This is a genomic window from Neorhizobium galegae bv. orientalis str. HAMBI 540 (assembly GCF_000731315.1).
GTDB classification, from domain to species: Bacteria; Pseudomonadota; Alphaproteobacteria; order Rhizobiales; family Rhizobiaceae; genus Neorhizobium; species Neorhizobium galegae.
On the sequence record NZ_HG938354.1, the window covers coordinates 1,793,502 to 1,807,065 of the forward strand.

Sequence of the window (13,564 nt, forward strand, 5' to 3'; positions counted from 1 at the left end):
CGCCGAGCGGCGGATAAGCGGAGTTGATTGAATGACCAGAAATGCCTTTGTCGCACTCGTGACCTGCTTCAACGAGGACGAGACGATTAATTTCGAGGCGACCCGCGCCCAGGTGCGCCGGCAGGTGGCGGCGGGCAACAACATCATGTGCGCCGGCACCAATGGTGATTTCACTGCTCTCACCCACGAAGAGAAGATCCGCCTGACCGAACACGTGGTCGACGAGGTTGCGGGTCGCGCCAAAGTCATCGTCAATGCCGGGATGCCAGCCACATTCGAGACGGTGCAACTGGCCAAAGAGTTTGACCGGATCGGCGTCGACGGCATCGCCGTCATCACCCCCTTCTTCATCGCCTGCATGCAGGACGGGCTGGTCCGCCACTTCTCGACGGTCGCGGATGCGGTCAAGACACCGGTTTATCTCTATGACATCCCCGCCCGGACCCAGAACCACATCGAGCCGGCGACGGCCGCAAAGCTCGCCGGGCACGGCAATATCGCCGGCATCAAGGATTCCGGCGGCGCTCAGGAAACTCTGGCAGCCTACCTTCAGGTCTCGAAAGAGAACCCGGGCTTCGAGGTCTATTCCGGTCCTGACCATCTCGTTCTGTGGTCGCTGCAGAACGGTGCTGCGGGCTGCATATCGGGGCTCGGAAATGCTCTGCCGCACGTGCTCGCCGGCATCCTTGCAGCCTTCAACTCCGGCGACATTGCGGAAGCGGAGCGTCAGCAGGCGATCTATACCGCCTTCCGCACCGACCTTTATGCGCTGGGCTTTGCGCCCGCCATGGTCAAGCGTTCGCTTTACCTTCAGGACAAATCAGTCGGCGCGAGCAGGCAGCCTGCCCTGCTTCCGGACGAGGCTCAGGACGAGAAAATAAGAGAGATCCTGAAAAAGTACGATCTTCTCTAGGTTCTAATCCCGGCCTTGATGGTGCAATAACGTGCGTTGATTGAAGGGGCCGGTCGGCATTCGCCGCTGCAACCCTATTTGGTGATCACGAAGACCGCGTCCGGCGCCCAGCTGATGCAGCATTCCTCGCCTTCCCTGATGATCACCACATCGGCACCGAGCACCCTGACGCGCATCGGAATATCCCCTGCCCGGCCGATCACGAGTGCGTTGTCGCCGTAGTTGACGATCGTCTCGACGATCATGCGGACGTTCTTGCGGCCCTCGACCGGGCTGCGCGACAGCTTGATGTGCTCCGGGCGGATCAGAAGCGTCACCTTCTGGCCGTCCGCAAGAGCATCTTCGCCAGCGTATTGGAAGGCTCCAAGCGTCGGGTTCTCGGCCGTTCTGCCGGCCCCGCTGGTAATGATTGCCGGAATCAGGTTGCTCTCGCCGATGAAGGCGGCGACGAAGGAGGTCTGCGGGCGATGGTAGATATCCAGGGGTGCTGCGACCTGCTCGATACGTCCCTTCTCGAACACCACGATGCGATCGGACATCGACATGGCTTCCGACTGGTCGTGGGTCACGAAGATGGTCGTCACGCCAAGGCTGCGCTGGATGCGCTTGATCTCGATCTGCATCTGCTCACGCAGGTTCTTGTCGAGCGCGCCGAGCGGCTCGTCGAGCAGAAGCAGCGAAGGCTCGAAAACCAGGGCGCGGGCAAGCGCGACCCGCTGCTGCTGCCCGCCGGACAATTCCTTCGGATGGCGATGGCCAAAACCCTTGAGGCCGACGAGTGACAGCATGTCCTCTGCCTGTCTCAAGCCCTGCGAGCGGCTCACGCCACGCATCTGCAACGGGAAATAGACATTTTCGACCGCCGTCTTGTGCGGAAACAAGGCATAGTTCTGGAACACGATGCCGATATTGCGCTCATGCGGCGCAAGCTCGGAAATCGACTGGCCACCGACTTCCACCTTGCCGCCGCTCGCCTTTTCGAAACCGGCAATGATCATCAGCGTCGTCGTCTTGCCCGAGCCGCTCGGCCCCAGGAAGGTCACGAACTCCCCCTTGTCGACCGACAGGCTCACGTCGTCGAGCGCGGTGAAATGTCCGTAGGTCTTGGTGATGTTGGAGAGTTGCAGGTAGTTCGTCATTGGAAATCCTTGGGGGGAGCCCTTGGGAGGATCAATGTGCGCCGGCCGGGCGGCTCGGCTTGGGAGCGCGGCTGCGCAGCGCGCTGGCGAAATAAGGAGCCGCGATGCCGACCAGCACGACGACGAAGAGCAGCGTCGAGATGACGGCAATCACCGGATCGGCCTCCTGGCGGATGCTGTCGAACATCTTGCGCGGCAGGGTCTCGGCATCGCGGCCCGAGATGAAGATCGCCACCACCGTCTCGTCGAACGACTGGATGAAGGCGAAGAGCGAGCTGATGACCAGCCCCGGTCGCAGGATCGGCAGGGTGACGTGCAGGAAGGTCTTCGTCGGGCTGGCGCCGAGGCTCTGCGCGGCCCGTTCAAGGTTTCGGTCGAAACCCTTGAGGTTGGCCGAAAGGACGAGGAAGGCAATCGGAACCGACAGGCAGGTATGCGCCAGGATGACGCCGAGATGGCTGTGCACCAGTCCGAGATCGCCGAAATAAGAATAATAGCCGACCGCCATGACGATATGCGGCACCGCCATCGGCATCAGCATCATCAGGTCGGCAAACCCCTTGCCGCGAAACTTGTGGCGCACCAGAGCGAAGGTTGCGGGCACGACCAGGGCCATGGTGAGGATGGTGGTCGCGGTCGCGATCAGAATGCTGTTCCAGGTGGGTATCAGCCAATCCATGCTGGTGAAATAAGCCCGATAATACCCGAGCCAGTAACCCGGCGGCGGGAATTGCAGGGAGCTCGCATTCGAAAACGACATCGGCACGACGATGACGAGCGGGGCTGCAATGAAGAGCACGACGATGAAACCGGCCCAGCGCATGAACGTGTTCATGTTCGGTCACCCCCAGAGTTTGTCGAGGCCGAAACGGCGGTGATAGATAGTGAGGATGATGAGTGTCACGACGAGCAGGATCATCGCCATGGCGGAGCCCAGACCGAAGGCCAGGAATTCCTCGATCTGGTGGCCGATCAGACCGGCGACCATCTGCTCACGCGGACTGCCGAGCAGCACCGGCGTCACATAGAAACCGAGGCAGATGACGAAGACGAGGACGGAACCATTGGCGATGCCCGGTGCCGTCAACGGCAGGTAGACATGCCTAAACAGCGACCACCCCTTGGCGCCGAGGCTCTCCGCCGAGCGGATCAGCGCCGGGTCGATCTTCTTCATCACCGAATAGATGTTCATGATCATGTAGGGCGCCAGGATATGCACCATGGCGAGCGTCGAGGAGAACCGCGTGAAGAGAAGCTGCGGCGGCTTGTCGACGCCGATCATCTGCAGGAAGGCAATCAGCGGGCCGTTATTGCCGAGCAGGACCATCCAGGAATAGGTGCGGACGAGGAAACTGGTCCAGAAGCTCATGGTGACGAGCAGCAGGATCAGCATTGCCGTGCGCGGCTTGGAATGCGCCATCAGATAGGCCAGCGGATAACCGACCAGAAGGCAGCAGAGCGTCACAAAAGCGGCCGTCGTGAAGGTGTTCAGAAAGACGCGCTGGTAAAGCGCTCCGGTCAGGACCTTCTGGTAGTTGGCGAGCGAGACCTTCGGTTCGGTAAAGCTCATGATCGCCACTTCGGCAAGCGGCACGGCGAAGAAGACGAGCATGTAGATGCCGAGCGGCGCCAGCAGCAGCCAGGGCCATATATTCGTCTTTTCCGTCAGTTTTGAAAGGCTGATGCCCATTGCCGTTCCCCTTTTATGGCAGGCAGGGTCGCTGCGGCATCGCGCGGTCGTTCCGCGCGATGCCGGCCAGCGGGTCAAGTTGATCCAGGAGAGAGGATCAGCTCGCGACCCACTCCTCGAAACGTTCGGCGAGCTCCGCCGGGTCTATGCCCAAATTCGCCATGTCCTGCTCGAAAGTCAGCTTGTAGTTGTCCGGCGAGGTCGGCATGCGCTTGGCATCCGCCGGATCGACGAACTGGTTGGAAGCCGGGTTGAGCGCGCCGTAGTCCGCAGCCTTGGAGAAGCCGGCGAGCGGTTTCGCACTGGTCGCGAATTCGACGAATTTCCTGGCGTTCTCGAGGTTCGGCGTCTTTTTGGCGACAACCCAGTAGGCGCGTTCGATTTCGCCTTGGTTCCAGGTCATGGCAACTGGAGCACCAGCCTTCTCGGCCTCGAAATAACGGCCGTGCCAGATGCCGATCATGTCGATCTCCCCGTCACGCAGGATCTGTGTCGACTGGGCGCCGGCAGTCCACCAGACGCGGATATGCGGCTTGATCTTGTCGAGCGACTTGAAGGCCCGGTCCACATCGAGGGGATAGAGATCCTTGACCGCGACGCCGTCGGCCAGAAGCGCGATCGGGATGACGCGCGATGCATAACGCTGCAGCGACCGTCCGCCGGGAAACTTCTCGACGTTCCAGAAATCGGCCCAGGTCTTCGGAGTGTCCTTATATTTATCCCTGCGCCAGGCCATGACGGTCGCGAACGCATGCGACGCGACGCCGTTTTCGAAGAGGCCGCCTTTGTAGGGCTCGGTGAGCTTTTCGATGATGCCGGCCTGGTTCGCACGAACCAATTCGCCGCCGCCGAGCGTGGTGACGTCGAATTCGTAGGTGCCGGTCTTCACCTGCTGGGCGAGCTTGGCAAAAGAGACCGGGGAAACCGTCTTCACCTGGATGCCGGTTTCGGCGGTGAACGGATCAATGAGATGCGCCTTTGCGGCAACCTCCCAGGGACCGCCCCAGGTATTCACGTAGAGGATCTTCTCCTGCGCGCGAGCAAGATAGGGAGCCGCAAGCGAAGCGGTCACCGCAGCGCCGGCCGTCTTCAGGAAACGGCGGCGGTCAGGCATGAGAAATGTCTTCATTCCAGTCATTGCAGTTCTCCTCTTTTATGATTTTCTGAAGGTGGCTTCGTAGAGCCGCAGCCAGTTCTTGTGGGTGATCTTCGCGACTTCTTCCTTCGAGAAGCCCACAGCGCGCAGACCGTCCGGGATCACCCTGATGTCCTCGACCTTCTGGAACCATTCCGGCGGCGCGGCCTTGAGCGGCTTGCCGGCGGCGCTGGCGCCATAGTCCTCGCCACGGGTCCAACGGCCCTTGCGCATCCAGGCGTAATCGGGAGCAGTGAAATTGTGGCTCTTGTCGGTGCCGATCGCGACGGAGTCGATGCCGGCAATATCCACCGTGCGGGCAACCATCGTGCACCAGGCTTCGATCGAAGCGCAGAATTCGTCACCGGTGATGTTGCGATAGGCGGCGCAGCCGATCACGCCGCCGGTATCCTTCAGCGCCCGGATGACGTCGTCCGACTTGTTGCGCTTGTGCATGAACAACGACTGGGCGTTGGCGTGGGTGACGGCGATCGGCTTTTCGGAAACCTTGATCGCGTCGAGCGTCGTGCGGTCGCCGACATGGCTGCAGTCGACCAGAATGCCGGCGGCATTCATCTCGCGCACCACTTCCTTGCCGAAGCGGGCAAGGCCCGAATCCTCGGCCTCGTAGCAGGAGCCACCGAGTTCGTTCTGGTTGTTGTAGGTGAGTTGCACGACGCGCACGCCGAGTTCGGCAAACAACTCCACAAAGCGGATCCGCCCTGCGAAGAGATTGGCGTTCTGGAAACCCATGATGACCGCGAGCTTGCCTGCGCTGGAAATACGGCTGATGTCGTCTGCGGTAAGGGCGATCTCGGCGATATCGGAGTTTTCACGCACCAGGTCACGCCAGCGACCGATTGAATCCATCGACTCGACGGTGCCCTCCCAGAATCCGCAGGTGTTGACGACCCCGCCGACATTCCCTGCCCTCAAGGATTCAAAGGCGGCGCGATCGAAATGCCCGCATTGCAAACCGTCGATGATCATGATCTCGCGCCCTCTTTCATACGTTCGGAAATGCTGGATGACAGGAAGGAGACATCGGTCTCGTCGTCATTGTCCTTGCGGCCGATGACGGTGCCGTCCTCGTTGACGATCATCGGGCCGGCATGACGGCGCGAGACGATGCTATCGGTCGCAAGCGCCTGTTTTGCCAGGTGATAGATGCGCCACCAGAGATCGCTCTCGATTTCAGCACCGCTTTCCAGAAGCGACCAGAGAAGCGGATCGTCTTTTTGAACGTCGCTGGTGACCGCTGCCGGAACCGCCTTCAGCACATTGCCGAATACGGAAATCGAGAGCCCCGATCGACCGCCGAGACGCGCGGCCATCGCGAGTTCCTCGGCATCCGTGGCCCCTGTCACAGTCAGTTCCGCCGACCCGAACCGGGTTGTCAGCTCACCGAGAAGATCGATCGCCGTCGGCAGCACGAACCAGGCGTGTTCGCCGCAAGCATCGAGCGTCAAGCGGTGGCCGTTTTCGGAAGCAATCGCGATACGGGCGGGAGCCGCCGACTTGAAGCTCTCGAACCGCTGCTCGAACAGTTTGAAGCCACCAAGACCAAGCTTTTGCGAATACATCGGGATGTCGCCGATAGTCAGGAAGAAACCCTTGGGCAGGCTGCTCAGCGAGAAGATCCGCTCGGACATCAGCCGCATTTCGCGGGGCATGACGCGCATGGAAGGAGTTGAATGTGGGGATGTCATAGAACAGGCTCCGCCGGGCAATACCAGGTGCCGGTGTAGCCGGCGCGCAGATCGTCGGGGGTCGGTGCGCCGTGATAGAGCACGCCGCGCAGGTTGCGGCTGAGGAAATCACGGGTCTTGTCGATGCCGTGGACCCCCACATTCATCAGCCGCACGAGATCGATCGGCACAAAAGCCTCCGCGTTGATGTTGGCGCGGGGCGTGTGATAGTCCCGCCCGCGCAGGCTTTGAATGCGCGCCACCATGTAGCGGTGTTCAGGATGTTTCATCAGGAACCGGGCGATGCTGAGCGAACCTTCGGCCCTGCCGAGATCGGCAAAAAGGGATTGGATGCCGCCGCAGACATCGAGGCCGAGGTCAAGCGCATCGGGGACTTCGTCGCGGGCGCCGCGGCGGGGTTCCTCCGCCGTCTCCGATTTGTACCAGACATATTTATAGGCCTCTGGGCCGCCCATGTCGGTATCGAGCGCCCACCGATATTCGTCATGGACGAGCGCCATCAGCTGTTCGACCGTCTCGGCTGGCGCGACGCTGAATTCGTCGGGAGCATCAATGGCTGCCAATAGCCGGTCGGCTTCTTCCGGCACCAATTCGATCAGCAACGAGAGGAAAGTCTCGAAAGCTTCCGGCAGGAGGCCGGTTTCGAATTCGGCGGCAAGCACATCAAACGGCAAATCGGTCGTACGACCGAACACCGTGCCGCTTCGCCGGAATTCTCCGAGCGCCGCCACCACCTTCTCGAGATCGGCTGCCACTTCGGCGCTGGAGGCAAATGTCTCGTAGACCATCTGGTCCTGTTTGCGGAACACGATTGCCTGGCGGAGAAGTTCGAGCAGTCTGGCGACGCGGGGATCCGACGCGTCGAGCTTCAGCGCACGGGCCATCGCAATCGCACCTTCGCGGGCAGACAGAAGCCCATCGATCAGGCGCGGATGTTTGTGGACGAAGAAGATAAGGCCGAGCGCCGAACCGTTGCCGACGCCGATATAGCGGCGAAGCTGCGGGTCGAGACGCACGGCGGTCTCCGATTTCTTGGCCGCCAGATGCTCGACGAGGTCGCAGGAGAATTCCCGCATCAGATAGGCGGTCAGCAACTGCGCCTGCAGGACACCACCGAGCGCATGACGGGCACCGAGCGACGGAAAGGAACGCGTCCCGAACGTACCGTTGCCGTCGAGGCCGGTATTGCGCATCAGGTAGCAGACTTTCGAAAGATCGGCGACGGAGGGCTGGCGGCCATCGGCAAGCGCTTCGAGCGTCTGGTCGAAGACCCGCATCGAGCGGTTCGAGCGGCACCAGATCAGCGTGCCGGCCGTTGCCCGGCCGGTATAAAGCTTTGGGATTTCCCGCCGCGCCGTTTCGATCTCGATTTCGGTCGCCGGTCCCTCGATCAACGCACCCATCATGTCCCAGGCCTGGCCGATGATACGGCCGGTGCGGGCCGTCCGGCTCGGCGGGCGGGAAAAACCGATGAACGAAAATTCCTGGTCCGGCACCTTGATGGAATAAACGACGATGCCTTCGGCATTTTCATCCACGTCGAAAAGGACATTGGAGATGTCCCAGCGCTCGCGGATCATCTTGTTCATCAAGGCGCGGGTGCCGCTGAGCCGGCTCGGCTGGATTGCCGCCAGCCGTGAGGTCTTCATCACCTCTTGGCCTGGGCGCGGTCGGGGCGTTGCCACCTGTTCGGAAGTCGCGGTCATGACCGTCAACGTTCTCCCTGCTGCATTTTCGTAATAGTTCGGGCGGTTTCGAGAAGCGGCTCGCGGAAGCTTTCGAGGTCGAAGCGCATCTCCGGCATGACCAGCGAAATCGTCGACGCGCACTTGCCGCGGAGATCGAAGATCGGCGCAGCGATGGCGACGACGCCGCTATGGGTATAGCCGCTCGACAAGGCGTAACCGTTGGCGCGGGCCTCGCCCAGGAGCTCTTCAGAAGCCAGCGGTTCACCGCTTTCCTTCAGGCGGGCGAGCGTCACTTCGTCTGCGAAGGCTGTCAGGATGCGGCCGGATGCGGAGCCCTCCAGCGACATGGTCGTGCCGATCTTCTGTTCCGCACGCAGTACGCTTTCGGACTCGACACGCGAGACGATGCAAGGCAACCCGCGATCGAGCACCGCCAATGAGGCCGTTTCCTTCACGCGATGGACCAGCATTTCGATGATCGGCTGAACTCGCGTTCCGAGATTAGCCTGCTCCATGGCCGCCGCGGCAAGCCGGCAGGCGTGCATCGTGAGCCGATAGCGCATCTCGTGATCCTGCTCGACCCAGCCAGCTTCGATCAACGTCAACAGCCGCTGATAAGCGGTGGGGCGAGAGAGCTCCATCGCCGACGCGATCTCCGGCAGTTTCATGCCGCGAGCGCTGGAGGCCAGCACGTCGAGCACGGCCATAGTCTTCAGGACCGTCGAGAGCGGGCGGACGCCGCCGCTTTCTTCTTGTATTCTATTTGAATATGTCGTATCCATGTTGAATATGATGTCGCCGTCATTGATTTATGTCAATCGCGTGGGAGCGCGCTTACGCGCAAATTTGGCCCTCTCGTCGCTAAGGCGCTCACGGCGTTGAGAATTTTTTATGCTGGATTTGCCTGCATCGCCTTCGGAGCAGTGACGGAAGCGTGTAAATCTACAGCTCTACCTTGCATCCACGCGGGAAACGGCAAGGTGGGACGCGGGGCCTGTTCGGCTACAAGCCGTCCGCGAATTGGGGCATGACCGAGGCTGAGTAAAATATTCGCATTTGCCGGCTTTTTTTGCGGTTTTCTTTCAATCCCGACGTCCTATTTTCTGTCATCTAGTCGCCAGCAAGCACTGCTGAAAGGATGACCTAATGTTTCGGTTGAAAACCATTGTCGCGGCGGCCCTTATTCACGCGGCAGCCCTTACGCCTTCCCTCGCCGGCGAAAATCTTGCCGCCGTCAGGTCTGCGGGCGTCTTCAAGATCGGCACCGAGGGGACCTACGCACCGTTCACCTTCCATGACGCAAGCGGCAAGCTGGTCGGTTTCGACGTGGAGATCGGGCAAGCCGTTGCCGCAAAACTTGGCGTCAAGGCCGAATTCATCGAAGGCAAGTGGGACGGTCTCATCGCAGGGCTCGATGCCAAGCGTTACGACACCGTCATCAACCAGGTCGGCATAACCGAGGCCCGCAAGCAGAAATACGATTTCTCCGAGCCCTACATCGCGTCCAAGGCGGTGCTGATCGTCCGCCAGGACAACAGCGACATCAAGGGTTTCGCGGACCTCAAGGGCAAGAAATCCGCCCAGTCCCTGACCAGCAATTTTGGCAAAATCGCCGAACAGGCAGGCGCCGAACTGGTGGGCACGGATGGCTTCGACCAGTCGATCCAGCTCGTGCTGACACGCCGCGCCGACGCGACGATCAATGACAGCCTCTCCTTCCTCGATTTCAAGAAGCAGAAACCCGACGCGCCGGTAAAGATCGCCGCGCAGCAGGACAATGCCGATTATTCCGGCATCATCATCCGCAAGGGCGAGCCGGAATTGCTCGGTGCCATCAACAAGGCACTGGCGGACATCAAGGCAGACGGCACCTATCAGAAGATCTCCGACAAGTATTTCGGGCAGGACGTCTCCAAATAGGCTGCCGAGTTCCCGTTCCTGACCTACATGATTAAAGCGTCCGGCGCCCGCGCCGGACGCCATTTTTTGAGGATCACATCGTGCCGCACTGGCTTCAGTTGATGTCGGATTCACTTCCGACCCTCCTATGGGCGGGCATCCGTTTTACGGTTCCGCTGACATTGCTGTCCTTCCTGCTCGGGCTCATCCTCGGCCTGATCACGGCGGTGACCCGGCTGTTCGGCCCGGCGTCGCTTGCGATGATCGCACGGTTTTACGTCTGGGTGATCCGCGGCACCCCGCTTCTCGTGCAGCTCTTCGTCATCTTCTACGGCCTGCCGAGCGTCGGCATCCTGCTCGACGCCTTTCCCGCGGCACTGATCGGCTTTACCCTGAATATCGGTGCTTACAGTTCCGAAATTATCCGCGCGGTCATTTCCTCGGTGCCGAAGGGGCAGTGGGAAGCGGCCTATTCGATCGGCATGTCATGGCGCCAGGCGATGAGCCGCACCATTCTGCCGCAGGCGGCGCGTGTCGCGGTGCCGCCCCTTTCGAATACCTTCATCTCGCTGGTCAAGGATACCTCGCTTGCCGCGGCGATCACGGTGCCGGAACTCTTCCAGGCAGCCCAGCGGATCGTCGCGACGACCTATGAGCCGCTGATCCTCTATATCGAGGCGGCCTTGATCTACCTGGTCTTGAGCTCGGTGCTGTCATCGTTGCAGAACAGGCTTGAAAAGCGTTTCGCCCGTTATGGCGGCATGATGGAGTCAAACCGATGATCGACCTTTCCAACATCGAAAAGCGGTTCGGCGACGCGGTCATCCTGAAGGACATCAGCCTCGGCATTCCCGAGGGAAGTGTCACCGCGCTCATCGGTCCCTCGGGCGGTGGCAAGAGCACGCTGCTGCGCTGCATCAACCTCCTGGAGATCCCGACAGCCGGCTCCGTCCGCATCGGCGATGAAAAGATCGACTTCGAGCCCGGCATGAAGATCGGCTGGAAGTCGATCCAGAAAATCCGCCGCCAGACCGGTATGGTCTTCCAGAACTTCCAGCTCTTTCCGCATCGCACGGCGATCGAGAACGTCATGGAAGGACTGACGACGGTTCTCAGGTGGCCGCGCGAAAAAGCCCATAACCGCGCCACCGAACTGCTCACCAAGGTGGGAATGGCACATAAGACCGAGGCCTGGCCCTCCGAGCTTTCCGGTGGGCAACAGCAAAGGGTGGCGATCGCCCGGGCGCTTGCGCCTTCGCCCAAGGTTCTTCTCTGTGACGAACCGACCTCGGCCCTCGATCCTGAACTCTCCGCCGAGGTCATCGACGTGCTCGGCCGGCTTGCTGCCGAAGGAACGACGATGGTGATGGCGACGCACGACTTGCGCCTTGCCTCGCGGATTGCCAACCACGTCGTTTTCCTCGAGAGCGGAAAAGTGGTCGAGTCTGGCAGAGCGGAGGCGATCTTTGGTGATCCGAGGCAGGAACGCACCAAGAGCTTCATCTCATCGATCAACGCGGCGCAGACCGCCCATATCTGAGCGCTGTTCCTGAGCGAACGTCCGGCTGACGCAGCACCGGAGAAACTCCCAAGATCGATCCGCTCCGCGGCCGGTCAACGATGGATTATCTCATAATTTCAATAGTGCTTGCCATCGATGGCAACGCATGGATCACCGGTGCTGAACGCTTGAGCGGTACCCTGGATCAGACGGCCTAAACTCGGTTTTAAAAGAGAACCTCGCCCAAGCTCAAATCGGAAGTGCGGTTTTCGGCGATATTGTCAACCAAACCGCACGGACTGTCGGCGGCAAATTTCGGCTATTTACAAGAAAAACTGGCCTTATGCCGAAAATCGGCATTTGTCCGTCTCTACCCGGAGATTCGGGATTCGTCGACATATCCATCCGACATTTCATTACCTCTAGATATCACGGGAGGTGAAGTCAAAACTCGCGACGGGTCGATAAATTTGCCATTCCAACCACCTTCCAGCCACCCTCTCCTGCCTTCGACCACGTGACTGGAATTGAACCCGAGGCCGGAAACATGCGGCAAAGTACATCCGACGATCACGGAGCGAACACTTGCCCCAGTGATGTCGAGGCAAGCCGCTTCCCAACTCAGCCCCCTTTTGAAGCGCAGACGGATCCTGGGAGTTGGGAGATCGATCAACGGATTGCCCGTCCGCACCTTCGACAACCGGAAACCACACGGCGAGGCAAGCGAGGAGTCGCGCGGTATCGCGCGACCTAACATCGGGCTTCCCTGTCGCTGCGGAGCAGAGCCCTTCCGCAGCAACAGCAAGAGAAGAAAGGAGGGTTTTAATAAGGCCCGGATCAGGACAATACACAGCCTAGCCAGACTGAGTGATCGAGCGAATATTTATGCACCGATGACCAAAATGGCTCTCGGTAGATCTCCAATTGGAGCCACCTGTCCGCGAAAGCGGGATGCGACCCCTCATCCGGCTCGCCGTTATGCGCGACGGTAGAAGCCATTCACCCAGGCGCGACAGCAACGGCCATACCCGCAACGACCTCATCTCGCGTATGTCATGGAAGTATCTGCTGCGAGTGGCGGCTCTCTATCTCGGTATCGTATCATCGAAACCGACGCACTTATGAGGACCTTTTTTCGCCGGCATGGCTGCCGATCGGGGAACGGAAGCTGCGTTGCGACGAACCATACGTCCAGTAAGCGCTCATCGATTGGTAGCGAACAGGTAATGACTGCGGGCTCGGATGCAGAAAAAGGACTGCCGCTTCACGGCCTCCGTCAGCGGGGCCAGGTCAGCCGGCGTCACCAATCCGAATTTCGCCAGACGAGAAAACCCAGACATGAAGGAAATCGGCCGCAAGATGGAAGAGCCGTCGGGGACCTTCTTGAGAAGGCGGAGGGGCAGCGGATGGCTGGATCCGAATCCCGCCCAGCCTTGCCGACCGTGGGCTCATACGTTGCTCCAGTCGCAGCACTCACTCTCGTGGCCAACCAGCAGCCAAACGCGACAGAGTACCGTTGCGTGAAAAGGCCTCCTCTTCCAAAGATCGCGTGGTTCGATTTGCCGGAGGCGTCGCAGTTGTCCGCGGACTACCATCACTCCGGAAACATCCTCTCACGATGGCGCCCCGCTGCTCGGCATGCGATCGGACGCAAACCTCCAAGGGCAGTAGTCCGCGGACTACTGCATTTGACGAGTCGATGTGAAATGCCAAAATCGCCCGGCGTCCGAAGGGACGTATAAGCGCGCGTGAATGCCAATTTGGCCGGCGAAGCAGCGTAAAATGACAGTCTGGTTAAGCATTTGTAAATCGGCAACGAATCGGCGCATAATACAACTGCGCAGTTAGAGCGCTTTCGATAAAAATTGCGCAGTTATTCGGGAAACGCAC

12 protein-coding genes are annotated in these 13,564 nt (G+C 60.2%); 4 read left to right on the plus strand and 8 right to left on the minus strand.

Annotation, left to right across the window (positions count from 1 at the left end; genetic code table 11):
- The first annotated feature begins 31 nt into the window (after positions 1–31).
- Entirely contained in the window at positions 32–913 is an 882-nt protein-coding gene (locus tag RG540_RS30940; protein WP_041366196.1) for a dihydrodipicolinate synthase family protein, read from the plus strand.
- A 74-nt stretch (positions 914–987) separates the two neighbouring features.
- Here the strand turns inward: RG540_RS30940 and RG540_RS30945 are convergent, their stop codons facing one another.
- From RG540_RS30945 to RG540_RS30980, 8 genes are all read right to left on the minus strand, one after another.
- The gene (locus RG540_RS30945) at positions 988–2,052 is read right to left on the minus strand and encodes an ABC transporter ATP-binding protein (RefSeq protein WP_041366197.1); all 1,065 of its coding nucleotides are present in this window, start codon (positions 2,050–2,052) and stop codon (positions 988–990) included.
- 31 nt (positions 2,053–2,083) lie between these two features.
- The gene (locus tag RG540_RS30950; protein ID WP_041366198.1) at positions 2,084–2,887 is read right to left on the minus strand and encodes an ABC transporter permease; all 804 of its coding nucleotides are present in this window, start codon (positions 2,885–2,887) and stop codon (positions 2,084–2,086) included.
- A 6-nt stretch (positions 2,888–2,893) separates the two neighbouring features.
- A complete protein-coding gene (locus RG540_RS30955) occupies positions 2,894–3,742 on the minus strand; it encodes an ABC transporter permease (protein WP_051909925.1) in 849 nt (282 codons plus the stop codon).
- A gap of 97 nt (positions 3,743–3,839) precedes the next feature.
- Complete coding sequence (locus RG540_RS30960; RefSeq protein WP_051909927.1) at positions 3,840–4,880, minus strand: ABC transporter substrate-binding protein; 1,041 nt, start codon at positions 4,878–4,880, stop codon at positions 3,840–3,842.
- 15 nt (positions 4,881–4,895) lie between these two features.
- Positions 4,896–5,867, minus strand: a complete 972-nt coding sequence (locus tag RG540_RS30965; protein WP_041366200.1) for a dipeptidase — start codon at positions 5,865–5,867, stop codon at positions 4,896–4,898.
- Positions 5,864–6,586: a hypothetical protein gene (locus RG540_RS30970; protein ID WP_041366201.1), complete on the minus strand. Its 723-nt coding sequence runs from the start codon at positions 6,584–6,586 to the stop codon at positions 5,864–5,866. The genes RG540_RS30965 and RG540_RS30970 overlap by 4 nt, the downstream gene beginning before the upstream one ends.
- Positions 6,583–8,292 carry a hypothetical protein gene (locus RG540_RS30975; RefSeq protein ID WP_041366202.1) on the minus strand — a complete coding sequence of 570 codons (1,710 nt, stop codon included), beginning with the start codon at positions 8,290–8,292 and terminating at the stop codon, positions 6,583–6,585. Before RG540_RS30975 ends, RG540_RS30970 begins: the two co-directional genes overlap by 4 nt.
- Before the next feature lie 5 nt (positions 8,293–8,297).
- Positions 8,298–9,056, minus strand: coding sequence for an IclR family transcriptional regulator (locus RG540_RS30980; protein ID WP_046599258.1), 759 nt, complete (start codon positions 9,054–9,056; stop codon positions 8,298–8,300).
- 364 nt (positions 9,057–9,420) lie between these two features.
- Between RG540_RS30980 and RG540_RS30985 the strand changes: the two genes are divergently transcribed.
- From RG540_RS30985 to RG540_RS30995, 3 genes are all read left to right on the plus strand, one after another.
- A complete protein-coding gene (locus RG540_RS30985) occupies positions 9,421–10,194 on the plus strand; it encodes an amino acid ABC transporter substrate-binding protein (protein WP_041366203.1) in 774 nt (257 codons plus the stop codon).
- 80 nt (positions 10,195–10,274) lie between these two features.
- Positions 10,275–10,955 carry an ABC transporter permease subunit gene (locus RG540_RS30990; protein ID WP_041366204.1) on the plus strand — a complete coding sequence of 227 codons (681 nt, stop codon included), beginning with the start codon at positions 10,275–10,277 and terminating at the stop codon, positions 10,953–10,955.
- A complete protein-coding gene (locus tag RG540_RS30995; protein WP_041366205.1) occupies positions 10,952–11,713 on the plus strand; it encodes an amino acid ABC transporter ATP-binding protein in 762 nt (253 codons plus the stop codon). The genes RG540_RS30990 and RG540_RS30995 overlap by 4 nt, the downstream gene beginning before the upstream one ends.
- Positions 11,714–13,564 lie beyond the last annotated feature (1,851 nt).

Excerpts from the sequence above, each read along its gene's own strand:
- RG540_RS30940 (WP_041366196.1), top strand. The coding sequence starts at position 32 with ATGACCAGAAATGCCTTTGTCGCACTCGTGACCTGCTTCAACGAGGAC.
- RG540_RS30945 (WP_041366197.1), bottom strand. The coding sequence starts at position 2,052 with ATGACGAACTACCTGCAACTCTCCAACATCACCAAGACCTACGGACAT.
- RG540_RS30950 (WP_041366198.1), bottom strand. The coding sequence starts at position 2,887 with ATGAACACGTTCATGCGCTGGGCCGGTTTCATCGTCGTGCTCTTCATT.
- RG540_RS30955 (WP_051909925.1), bottom strand. The coding sequence starts at position 3,742 with ATGGGCATCAGCCTTTCAAAACTGACGGAAAAGACGAATATATGGCCC.
- RG540_RS30960 (WP_051909927.1), bottom strand. The coding sequence starts at position 4,880 with ATGACTGGAATGAAGACATTTCTCATGCCTGACCGCCGCCGTTTCCTG.
- RG540_RS30965 (WP_041366200.1), bottom strand. The coding sequence starts at position 5,867 with ATGATCATCGACGGTTTGCAATGCGGGCATTTCGATCGCGCCGCCTTT.
- RG540_RS30970 (WP_041366201.1), bottom strand. The coding sequence starts at position 6,586 with ATGACATCCCCACATTCAACTCCTTCCATGCGCGTCATGCCCCGCGAA.
- RG540_RS30975 (WP_041366202.1), bottom strand. The coding sequence starts at position 8,292 with ATGACCGCGACTTCCGAACAGGTGGCAACGCCCCGACCGCGCCCAGGC.
- RG540_RS30980 (WP_046599258.1), bottom strand. The coding sequence starts at position 9,056 with ATGGATACGACATATTCAAATAGAATACAAGAAGAAAGCGGCGGCGTC.
- RG540_RS30985 (WP_041366203.1), top strand. The coding sequence starts at position 9,421 with ATGTTTCGGTTGAAAACCATTGTCGCGGCGGCCCTTATTCACGCGGCA.
- RG540_RS30995 (WP_041366205.1), top strand. The coding sequence starts at position 10,952 with ATGATCGACCTTTCCAACATCGAAAAGCGGTTCGGCGACGCGGTCATC.